Annotated in this window: 6 protein-coding genes; all 6 read right to left on the bottom strand. The window is 75.8% G+C overall.

Features of this window, described 5'->3' with window-relative positions; all coding sequences use genetic code 11:
- Nucleotides 1-10: 10 nt before the first annotated feature.
- Entirely contained in the window at nucleotides 11-4,822 is a 4,812-nt protein-coding gene (locus tag RMN57_RS07655; protein ID WP_313762625.1) for a non-ribosomal peptide synthetase, read from the bottom strand.
- A gap of 210 nt (nucleotides 4,823-5,032) precedes the next feature.
- Nucleotides 5,033-6,319 (bottom strand): glutamate synthase-related protein, encoded by a 1,287-nt coding sequence (locus tag RMN57_RS07650; protein WP_313762624.1) that lies wholly within the window; start codon nucleotides 6,317-6,319, stop codon nucleotides 5,033-5,035.
- Nucleotides 6,320-6,443: 124 nt separating this feature from the next.
- Nucleotides 6,444-7,475, bottom strand: a complete 1,032-nt coding sequence (locus RMN57_RS07645) for an asparagine synthetase A (protein WP_313762623.1) — start codon at nucleotides 7,473-7,475, stop codon at nucleotides 6,444-6,446.
- A gap of 193 nt (nucleotides 7,476-7,668) precedes the next feature.
- On the bottom strand, nucleotides 7,669-8,973 hold the full coding sequence (locus RMN57_RS07640; protein WP_313762622.1) for a methylaspartate mutase: 1,305 nt from the start codon (nucleotides 8,971-8,973) through the stop codon (nucleotides 7,669-7,671).
- On the bottom strand, nucleotides 8,970-9,416 hold the full coding sequence (locus RMN57_RS07635) for a cobalamin-dependent protein (RefSeq protein WP_313767739.1): 447 nt from the start codon (nucleotides 9,414-9,416) through the stop codon (nucleotides 8,970-8,972). Before RMN57_RS07635 ends, RMN57_RS07640 begins: the two co-directional genes overlap by 4 nt.
- 308 nt (nucleotides 9,417-9,724) lie before the next feature.
- Nucleotides 9,725-11,062: a helix-turn-helix domain-containing protein gene (locus RMN57_RS07630; RefSeq protein ID WP_313762621.1), complete on the bottom strand. Its 1,338-nt coding sequence runs from the start codon at nucleotides 11,060-11,062 to the stop codon at nucleotides 9,725-9,727.
- Between the last annotated feature and the right edge of the window lie 230 nt (nucleotides 11,063-11,292).

Here is an 11,292-nt window from a genome sequence, read left to right as displayed (position 1 = left end):
TGACGGTCCGTCATCGTGCGGCCAGCCGTTCCGCGATGGCGCCGACGGTCTTGCCGCGGAAGACCACGTGCGGCGGGACGCGGGTGCCGGTCTGCTGGGAGAGCCGCATGGCGACCCGCACGGCGGCCAGCGAATTGCCGCCGACCCGGAAGAAGTTGGCCTCCGGTCCGAGGTCCTCGGTCAGCTCCAGCACGGCGCGGACGGCGTCGGCGACCAGCCGCTGGTCCGGGGTGAGCGGGTCGGCCGGCGCGGCGGCCCGGCGCCCGGCGGGCGCGGGCAGGGCGCGCCGGTCGACCTTGCCGTTGGGGTTGAGCGGCAGGGCGTCCAGCACGTCGAGGGTGGCGGGCACCATGTGCTCGGGCAGCAGTGCGGCCAGGTGGTCGAGCAGGGCGTCCGGCCCGGGCGCATCGGGCCCGGTGGTGACGTAGGCGGCCAGCCGCCGGTCGCCCGGGGCGGGCTCGTGGACGGTGACGGCGGCCTCCCGGACGGCGGGGTGGCGGGTGAGCGCGTCCTCGATCTCGCCGGGCTCGACCCGGAAGCCGCGGATCTTGACCTGGTCGTCGATCCGGCCGGTGATCTCCAGCACGCCCCCGGCGCCGCGGTGCCCGAGGTCGCCGGTGCGGTAGAGGCGCTCGCCCGGGGCGCCGAACGGCGAGGCGACGAAGCGCTCGGCGGTCAGCCCGGGCCGGCCGACGTAGCCGTACGCCAGACCGCCGCCGGCCGCGTACAGCTCGCCGGTGGTGCCGTCCGGGACGGGGCGCAGCTGCTCGTCCAGGACGTGGACCGCCTTGCCGTGCAGCGGGTGGCCGATCGGGATGGCGGCGCCGGCGGCGTCCTCGGCGGTGGCGCGGTGGCAGGTGGTGAGACCGAGGCTCTCGACCGGGCCGTAGCCGTTGGCGACGACCAGCTGCGGGTACTGCTCCAGGGCCTTTCCGACGTGGGTGACCGAGGCCCGCTCGCCCGCGGTGAAGGCCACCTTGAGGTCGTCGTAGGTGTCCGGGAATTCCTCCAGCAGGAAGTTGAACAGGCTGGCGGAGAGCTGGAGCTGGGTGACGCCGTGGCGGCGGGTGAGCTCGGCGACGGCCTGCGGGTCGGGCCGCTGGCCGGGCTGCAGGACGCAGACGCCGCCGAAGGCCAGCGCGCCGTAGAGCTCCAGGGCGAAGGCGTCCCAGGAGACCGGGGAGCACTGCAGCCAGACCTCGTCGGGGCCGAACCGGGCGTAATCCTGGCCGAGGTAGGTGGTGGTGAGGGCGCGGTGCGGGACGGCGACGCCCTTGGGACGGCCGGTGGAGCCGGAGGTGAACATCACGCAGGCGAGGTCGGCGCCGGTGACCGGCAGCCCGGGGTCGTGGGCGGGCCGGGCGGCGACGGCCGCGGCCTCCGCGTCGAGGTCGAGGTGGTCCGCGACGGGGAACGGCGGGCTCGTGTGGCGGTGGGTGACCAGCAGGGCGGCGCCGCTGTCGGCGACCGCGCCGGCCAGCCGCTCGGCCGGGAAGTCGGGGTCGAGCAGGGTGTAGGCGGCGCCGGCCTTGAGCGCGGCGAGCAGCGCGGTGACCAGGTCCGGCCCGCGCTCGACCAGGACGGCCACGGTGTCGCCCCGGCCGATGCCCCGGGCGGTCAGGTGGTGCGCGAGCCGGTTCGCCGCGGTGTTCAACCCGCCGTAGGAGACGTGCTGTTCGCCGGCGATCAGGGCCGTGGCGGCCGGCTCCCGGTCGGCCCGGGCCTCGACCAGGGCGTGCACCGGCACCTCGACCGTGGCGGCCAGGGTGCCCAGCCAGTCCTCGCACAGGCCGGCCATGGTGGCGGCGTCGAAGAGGTCGGAGTCGTACTCGAAGCGGCCGGTGAAGTCGGTGCCGCGGTCGTCGACGGAGATCGACAGGTCGAAGCGGGAGACCGGGTTGGAGTGGAGCTCGCGGGTGACCTCGGTGCCGCCGATGGTCAGCGGCCGGGTGTCCAGCGGGTGCAGCTCCAGCAGCACCTGGCAGAGCGGGTTGCGGTTCTCGGCGCGGTCGTCCGGACGGTCCTCCAGCACCGTGGTGGCGATGTCGTCGAACGGCGCCTCCTGGTGGCGGTAGCCGTCGATCGCCACCTCGCGCACGTGCCGGACGAGTTCGCGGAAGTCCGCGCCCTCGTCGAGGCGCACCCGCAGCGGCAGCAGGTTGACGAAGTAGCCGATCAGGGCGTCGAGTTCGGCCCGGCCGCGGACGCTCACCGGGGAGCCGAGCACCAGGTCGCGCTGTCCGGTGCGCCGGTGCAGGGTGAGCGCCAGGCCGGCCAGCAGCACCATGAACGGCGTGGCGTCCTCGCTGCGGGCCAGCGCGCGGACGGCCTCGGCGACCGGGCGCGGCATGGCGAAGCGGTGGAACGCGCCGCGGAAGGCCTGCACCTCGGGCCGGGGGCGGTCGGTGGGCAGGGCGGGCTCGGTCGGTGCGTCGCGCAGGTGCTCGCGCCAGTGGTCGAGGTGGCGTGCGGCCGCGGCCGCGTTGTCCTCCCGGTACTGCCAGGCGCTGTAGTCGGCGTACTGCACCGGCAGTTCGGGCAGCGCGGGGGCCCGGCCGGCGGCCAGCGCCTCGTACAGCTCGGCCAGTTCGGCCTCCAGGACGGGCAGCGACCCCTCGTCCCAGACGATGTGGTGGCAGAGCAGCAGCAGGGTGGACGTCGCGCCGGTCCGGTAGAGGTGCGCGCGCAGCAGCGGGCCGGTCTCCAGGTCGAACGGGACCAGCGCGGCCTCCGCGAGCAACTCGCCGACCTGCTCGGGCGCGGTCTCCACCACGGCGAACGGCAGCTCGACGGACGGGTGGACCACCTGCCGGGGGCCGTCCTCGCCGAAGGCGAAGGTGGTGCGCAGGCTCTCGTGCCGCTCCACCACCCCGGCCAGCGCCCGCCGCAGCAGCTCCGGGTCGACCTCGCCGGCGAAGCGGAACACCCACGGCACGATGTACGTCGGCGCGTCCGGGTTCCACTGGTCGAGGAACCAGAGCCCGCGCTGGAAGGTGGCGAGCGGGGCCTCGGCGGCGCCGGTGCGGGTCAGCTCCGGGCGCTCGCCGCCCGCGGAGGCGGTGACGGCGGCCGCGAACCCGGCCAGCGTGGGTGCGTCGAAGATGGTGTACGGGGAGATCATGCCGAACACGTCGAAGACCCGGCCGACCACCCGGACGGCGGTGAGCGAGTCCCCGCCGAGGTGGAAGAAGTTGTCGTCGGCGCCGACCTCGGGCACGCCGAGTACGTCCGCCCAGACGGCGGCGATCAGCTGCTCGGCCGGGGTGCGCGGCGGGCGCCGGCCGCTCGGTGCGGCGGCGGGCGCGGCCTGCGGCTCGGGCAGCGCGGTGCGGTCCACCTTGCCGCCGGCGGTCAGCGGGAAGGCGGCCAACGGGGTGACGGTCGCCGGGACCATGTGCTCGGGCAGCCGCTCGGCCAGGAAGGCGCGCAGCTCGGCGTAGTCGGGTGCGGCGCCGGTGACGTAGGCGGCCAGCCGGGCCTCGTGCGCGACGACGACCGCGCCGGCGACGCCCGGGTGGCCGGCCAGCACCTGCTCGACCTCGCCGGGCTCGACCCGGAAGCCGCGGATCTTCACCTGGTGGTCGGTGCGGCCGACGAACTCCAGCGCCCCGCCCCCGGCGCTCGTCCGGACGACGTCGCCGGTGCGGTACATCCGGGCGCCCGGCCCGGCCGCGAACGGGTCGGCGACGAAGCGGCCCGCCGTCAGGCCGGGCCGGCCGTGGTAGCCGAGGGCCAGCAGCGGCCCGCCGAGGTAGAGCTCGCCGGGCTCGCCGGGCGCCACCGGCCGCAGCCGGTCGTCCAGCACGTAGGCCCGGCGGTCGCCGAGGGGGCTGCCGATCGGCACCGCGCCGGCGTCCGCGGCGGTCCGCTCGGCCCGGTGGACGGTGGCGGTGACCACCGTCTCGGTCGGCCCGTAGGCGTTGAGCAGCGGCACCCCGGTGGCGTCCCACCAGCCGGCGGCGGCGTCCGGGTGGAGCCGGTCGCTGCCGGAGATCATCAGCCGCAGGGTGCGCGGGGCGCGGCCGCGCTCGCGGACCGCCGCCACCACCTCCTGGAAGTACCCGGCGGCCACGTTGGCCACCGTGACGCCCTCGGCGTCGAGCAGGTCGAGCAGGGCGCCCGGCGCGACCAGCTGCTGCTCCGGGACCACCAGGCAGGCGCCGGCCGAGAGGGCGGTGAGCACCTGCTCGACGGCCACGTCCACGGTCGGGCGGGCGAAGTGCAGCACCACGTCCTCGGGGGTGAGGGCGAAGGCCTCGACGGCGGCCGCCAGGTGGCCGGTCAGCGCGGTCAGCGGGACGTGCACGCCCTTGGGGCGGCCGGTGGTGCCGGAGGTGTAGACGAGGTAGCCGGCGGAGGCCGGCACGGCGTCGGCGTCCGCCGCGGTGGGGGCGCCGTCGCCCGGTGCGGTTCCGTCGGCGGCGGCTGTTCCATCGGCTGCGGCGGGCGAGGTGCCGGCGGGCGAGGTGCCGGCCGGCGAGGTGCCGGCCGGCGCGCCGAGGTCGACGAACTCGCCGTCGAGGTAGCCGAGGGTGGCGCCGGCGTCCTCGCGGATCCAGCGGTTGCGCTCCTCGGGGGCCTCCCGGTCCAGCGGCAGGTAGGTGGCGCCGGCCCGCAGGGCGGCGAGCAGGCCGACCACGTGGTCGAGCCGGTCGCGGCCGGCGACGGCCACGGTGCGCCCGGGGGCGAGCCGGGCGGCGAGCGCGCCGCTCAGCTCGTCCAGCTCCCGGTAGCGGACCGTCCGCCCGCCCAGCCGGACGGCCGGCCGCTCCGGGAACCGGCGCGCGACGGATATGAAGGGGAAACCGCGTGATTCCATCATTTAACCCCGATGAATGAGCGACGCTGGTGGCAGTGGTTTCGACGATAGGGCGGGCCGTCCGACCCGATCGGCAGAATGTCCGGAAGACCATCGGCAGTTTCAACTGCCGCTTGGGTCAAGTCACTTGAGTGAAATGCGAGAGCCCGCCGGGGAGCCTGTCGGCGCCCCGGCGGGCTGCTGGGAAATGCGACGGAGAGGTGGGGGGAAGGGTTACGGCAATTCCGCCGGCGCGGTCTCCGGAACGGACAGGCGGCCGTCCGCGGACCACACGTCGGAGAGGTCCAGCGCAGTCGGCGCGTACTTCCCGAGCGCGCTGATCAGCAGCCGCAGCTCCAGGGCGAGGCACTGGGCGAACCGGACCAGCCCGTCCTGCGGATCCTCGGCGGAGGCCAGCACGGCCGCCCGGCCCAGGCCCACCGCGCGGGCTCCGAGCGCCAGGGCCTTGACCGCCCGGGCGCCCTCCCAGATCCGCCCGGAGACCAGCAGGCAGGGCGGCGGCCCGGCGACCGCCAGCCGGCGCAGGCACTCCGCCAGCGGCAGGCCGACCTGCGCGGGGAAGGCCTCCGGCGCCCAGCCGGTGCCGCCCTCCGCGCCGTCCACCGTGACGGCGTCCGCCCCGGCCCCGGCGGCCACCCGGGCGGCCTCGGCGACGTCCCGGCCGGGGTGCAGCTTCACCCAGACCCGGGCCCGCGGGAAGTTGTTGCGCATCAGCCGGACCTGCTGGCGCAGGATCTCCGCGGTGAAGGTGCCGGGGGTGCTGGAGCGGAGCACCCGGCCGTCGCCGAACACCGGGTCCAGCCCGTACCGGTCGCCGAGTCGGGCCGCCGCCTCGGGGTCCAGCACGGTCATCCCGCCCAGTCCGGGCTTGGCGCCCTGGCCGACCTTCAACTCGAAGGCCAGGCGCCCGGTTTCGAGCAGCGGCAGGGCGGCCGGGTCGCTGTAGACGAGGTTCCAGACCTCGGCGTCCGCGTCCTCGGTGGACTGCTGGACGGCGACCCCGCCGAGCCCGTCCGGCAGCTCCGCGGCGTACGCCCGCAGCCGGCCGAGCAGCGCCTGGTCGGCGGCCTCGCCGAGCCGGCCGTAGCCGTTCACCGGGACGACGTTCTCGCCGATCACCATCGGGACGCCGAGCGCCCCGGCCTGGCGGGAGAGCGCCTGCCCCAGGTCACCGCCGGCCGCCCTGGTGGAGCCCAGAGCGGACACGTACACCGGCAGTGCGGAGGTGAACCCGCCGATGTCGGTGGTGAGTTCGACGTCCCGGTAGTCCGGCTCGCGGCCCAGGTCGATCAGCCGGGCCAGCCGCTGCGGCATGAAGACCGGCGGCACCAGGCGCAGCGCGTCCAGCGGGTCCCGGAGGTCGGCCGGGCCGTCGGGGCGTTCGGCGCCGAACAGCACCCGCCCGTACTCGCCCGGCGGCGGGAAGGCCGCGGCCACGCCGGCCCGGGCCCGCCGGCGGACCTCCTCCTCCGGGAACCCCGGTGCGGACAGGTCGCTCATGCGGCCACCCCGCTTCGTCCGGCGCCCGCGCCGCGGCCGGCGTTCGGGCCGGTCCGGCGGGTGCCCGCGGCGGGGGCGCGGAGGCGGGTGGCCGCGCCCGGCACCGCCCGTTCGTCCCACCCGGTCACGGCGACACCACCCCGGCCAGCTTCGGGAACGCGCTGGCCTGCCAGACCGCGTCCAGCCCGGCGACGTAGCGGGTCAGCCGCTCGACGCCGATGCCGAAGCCGGCGCTGCCGGGCACGCCCTCGCGCACCAGGTCCAGGTACCAGCGGTACTTCTGCGGGTTCTCGCCGGTCTCCCGCATCCGGGTGACGATCTCCGCGTAGTCGTTGGTGCGCTGGCTGCCGCTGCACAGCTCGCCGAAGCCCTCGGCCGCGATCAGGTCGAAGTTCCGGAGCAGGCCCGGGTCCTCCGGGTTCTCCCGGTCGTAGAAGCCGCGCGAGCCCTTCGGGTAGTCGGTGACGAAGAACGGCCGGTCCCGCTGGGCGGAGAGCAACGCCTCACCGGCCCAGTCGAGTTCGGCGTCCGGGCTCTGCGGGTGGCCGAGGCCCTGCAGCTCCGAGACCGCCTCCGCGTGCCGCATCCGGCCGAACGAGCCCTTCAGCAGCTCGGTGAACGCGGCGACGTCCCGGCCGAGTTCGGCGAAGTCCTTGGGCAGCTCGCGGACCGCGCTGTCGACCATGTGCACCACCAGCTCCTCGACCAGCTGGACGGCGTCGTCCCGGGTCGCGCCGGCCACCTCCACGTCGAGCTGGTGGAACTCGGCGAGGTGGCGGCTGGTCCCGGCGGTCTCCAGCGGCTCCAGCCGGACGTTCGGGGCGATGCAGAAGATCTTGTCGAAGGCAAGCAGCGAGGCCTGCTTGTAGAGGATCGCGCTGGTCATCAGCTTGTAGCGGTGGCCGTAGAAGTCGACGTCGACCTGCTTGGAGCCGCGCGCGCCCGGGTCGGTGACCGGGCCGATGATCGGCGGCAGCAACTCGGTGAACCCCCGCCCGCGCAGGAACTCGCGCGCGGCGGTGAGGAGTTGGTGCTGGATCCGGAGGGCGCTGCGGGTGGTCGGCGCGGTCAGGTGCCGCCCCGGGTCCACCGGCGCGGTGGCGGCGGCGCCGGCGGCTTCGGTGGCGGCCGGTGCGGTGAGCCCGTCGTCGGTCATCGGATACCTCCAAGAAGGCCCCGGCCTCTGGGTCGGGGAGGAACTGGATTGCCCGCGTGGCGGGTCAGGGATTGCCGGACCGCCGGGCGGGCGGTCGTCGGTGAAGCAGGAAGTGGTCCCACTGCCGCGCTCACGCGCGGCGGCTCAGCTGCGAGGCTGAGGGGAAATCCCCGTCCTGAGGACGGAGAGGAAGTCAAGATGCGTTTAGTCCCATCTCTCGTCGTGGGGCGGGGGTTCGGGGCGGGCCGGGGGTGGCGGCGCGGGCGTCGTACGTCCGCTGGACGTACGAGAGCGCGGTGAGCAGCTCGGCCGAGCCGAGGATCGGCGGGCGCGCGCCCCCCGTCAGGCCGGCGATCGGCATCGAGCCGACGCTCGACCAGTGCAGCCGGCCGTCCGGCCCCAGGGAGCTGCGCGCCCGGCCGGCGTTGTCGGGGTGGAGGCAGTACGGGATGTCCAGGTAGCCGGCCGCGAAGGCCCGGACCAGCGCCCGGCCCACGTCGGAGTCCAGCTCCAGCACCGCGCCGATCAGTGCCCGTGCCTCCGCCTCGATGCCGGTGTCGGGCACCGCGCTGAGCGGCGGCCGGTCGCGCTCGTCGGCCGCCGCCGCGGCGGCCGTCTCCAGCGCCCGGACGTTCTCGCCCACGGTCGGGATCCGGTGCGCCTCGGCCGTGGTCTTGACGATCAGCCGGGCGACCCCGGTCCGCACCGCCAGCCGGGCCGCCTCGGTCAGCAGCAGGCGGGCGCCGCCGGGCGTCCGCGGGTAGACGCCCATGTAGGCGTAGAGGACGAGGTGGCGGTCGACGTCCGGCAGCAGTTCGTCGGCCAGCCGGCCGAGGACGGTGAGCGCCTCCTCGTCCTGCCGCAGGTCGGCCTGCTGGGCGTAGCTGAGCGAGACGCTGCGCAGCCCGTGCTGCCGGAAGAACAGCGCCTCCAGGACGCTGACCGCGATCAGCAGGCTGGGTGGGCAGAGCTGCCCCATCAGACAGCCGCCGAAGGTCTCCAGGTGCGGTTCGGCGCCGAATTCCTGGATCGACGCCAGCACGTCGCAGCTGCGCTGCCAGGCGGCCACCGCCTCGTGCAGCGGCGTCCGGCTGTACGGCAGGCAGTACGAGACCGGGCCGCCCTCGGTGGCGTCCAGGCCGACCGCCAGCAGCGCCCGCACGATGTGCTCCGGCGACGCGGAGCCGTGCCGGACCTGCACCGGGAAGCCCGCGTCGGCGACCCCGCGCAGCACCGCGCGGGTGACGTCGGCCGGGTGGGTGGCGATCGGGTAGCCGTTCAGGCCGGCCCCGTCGGCCAGCGCGCGTCGGGCGGCGGCGAGGTCGCCGGTCCGGGTGTAGCTGTCCAGGGTGATCGTGCCCACCGTGACGGCGGTCGCGTCCCGGGTGGCGATCAGGCCGTCGCGCTGGCGGAGCGGATCGGCCATGCCCATCCGGGGCTGGACGACCAGGGCGCCGGCGGCTCTGGCCTGGGCGACGAAGGTGCCGAAGCCGGTCACAGCAGTACCCCGGCGGAGAGCGACCCGACGAAGGCGCGGAAGTCCGTCACGGCGCCGGCGTCCTCGAAGACGCCGTCGAAGCCGGCGGCCAGCAGCACCTCCTGCCGGGTCGGGTCGTCGGAGCCGGCGATGCCCAGCTTGCCGCCGATCACGGTCGGCGTGCGGCGCAGTTCGGGGCAGGCGCGCAGGGCGGCGATCACCCGCAGGCCCTCCTGCTGGCCGTGCCCGTTGACGCTGCTCAGCACGATCAGGTCGGGCTCGATCCGGCGGCACTCGGCGACCAGGAGTTCGTCGGGCACGCAGGCGCCCAGGTTGGTGACCCGGTGGCCGAGCTCCTCCAGCAGCAGCTGGAGGAAGACCAGGTTCCAGGTGTGCGAGTCCGAGGCCATGGTCGTGACCACGACCTCCAGTCCGGCCGGCTCGGCCTTTCCATGCTGCTCCAGCTGCTCCACGGCATGCTGCTCCACGGCGCAAACCCTCTGTGTCGGTTGGTGGTGGGGAGTCCCGGCCGGTGGTGGTGGGTGTCCGGGGCAGTGGGTCTCGGGATTCCGGCTCGCCCGGCCGTGGACAGAACGCTAGGGAGGATCCGCTCGTCGGACCGGCAGCTTGCCCGGCAAGTGACGGGCAGTATCGGTGCGGGCCAGGGCGGGCCAGCTCGGGGCGGGTCGGGGCGGGCCCAGGGCGGGCCGGGCCAGGACGGGGCGGACGGGGCGGCCGGTGGCGGGCCGGGCGTCGGAGGTGCGGCCGCCGGTCAGCCGGCCGCCGCCAGCACCGGCTGGGCGTCGCAGAGCCGCCGGCACAGGTTGAGCACGGAGAACCGGACCCCGTCGCGGGCCGGGACGCTGCGGATCAGGCCGCTGGCCAGCAGCTCGTGCAACGCCAGCAGGCACTCCTGCGGCGGCCGCCCGCTCAGCGCCACGGCGTCCTCGCCCGACCAGTCGCCGGGCTCGGCGGCGAGCCGCTCCAGCAGGTAGCGCTGGCTCAGCGTCAGCCGCTCCAGCGCCGCGCCCAGCGCCGCGCCGACGTCCCCGCGCCCGCCGAACCCGGCCGGCGGCGTCAGGTGGAACGGCCCGTCCGACAGCCGGGCCACCAGCTGCCCCGGCGACAGCACCGTCGACCAGCCGGCCGCGAGCTCCAAGGCCCCGGGCAGGCCGTCCAGTTGGCGGCAGAGTGCAGCGACCGCCGGCGCCTCGTCGCGCTCCAGCCGGTAGCCCGGACGCAGCCGGCGCAGGTGTGAGAGCAGCAGCCGGACGGCGCCCACCTCGGCCAGCGCGGCCGGGTCGTGGTCGAGTTCGGCCCCGGGGGTGGGCAGCGGGGCGAGCGGGATCACCTGGCCGCCCGGCAGCGGCTGCGCCACCCGCGCGGTGATCAGCACCCGCAGGCCGGGGCAGCGCTGGAACAGCTCGTCCAGCAGGGCCGTGTCCACCCGGCCGTCGGCGCCGTCCAGCACCAGCAGGGTGGGCCGGTCGCCGATGGCGCGGGCGAGGTCGGCGCGGCCGTCGCGGGCGCGGCCGAGGTCGGTCCGGCCGCCCTCGGTGCGTCCGAGGTCGATCAGGGTCGGACCGGAGCGGGCCGGCTCGGGGTGGTACTGGGTGCCGACGGCCACCGAGCTGGCGCAGTCGATCCAGCGCACCGACCAGCGGGCGGCCAGGTGCAGCCGCCGGGCCACCTCCAGCACCAGCCGGGTCTTGCCGACCCCGCCGAGGCCGGTCACCGTGACCAGCCGGTCGCCGTGGACGGCCAGCGCGTCGGCCAGCACCTCGACCTCCAGCTCCCGGCCGACGATCGCGCCCCGGGCCACCGGCGGCGCGGTGGGCTCGTCGCGCGGCTCGTCGGCGAGCGCCTGCCGGCGCGCGGCCGCCTCGAACGCCGAGCGGTTGCGGCCCTCCAGCCGCAGCGCGTCGGCCAGCAGCCGGACCGTCTCCTGCCGGGGGCGCTGCACCCGGCCGCTCTCCATGTCCCGGATCGCCCGCACGCTCAGGGTCGCGTGATCGGCGAGCACCTGCTGGGTCAGGCCGACCCGTTCGCGCCGGATCCTGAGCAGCTCTCCGAAGCCCACCGTCGTCTGCAGCGACTGACCGCTGTCCATGTCTCGTCCGCCTTCCGTGGGTTGGCCAACTACCGGGGACCGGATCGGGTCCGTGCGGCCGCCGGCACGCCGAGGGCGGCGCCGGCTGTGGCCGTCGAACCGTGCTCCCCCCGCTGCCGATGGTCCACGGCCCTGCTCTACGGGCGATCAACGGTCGATCACCGTAGGTTCACGGACTCTCCGCATCGTCCACGAAGTGTCCGCCGGAGATCCCCGCCGCTCGGCCGCCG

It is taken from the genome of Kitasatospora sp. CM 4170 (assembly GCF_032110285.1).
Taxonomy (GTDB): Bacteria; Actinomycetota; Actinomycetes; order Streptomycetales; family Streptomycetaceae; genus Kitasatospora; species Kitasatospora aburaviensis.
The sequence above is the reverse complement of the archived record's forward strand: the minus strand, read 5'-3'. Positions and strand labels throughout refer to the sequence as shown.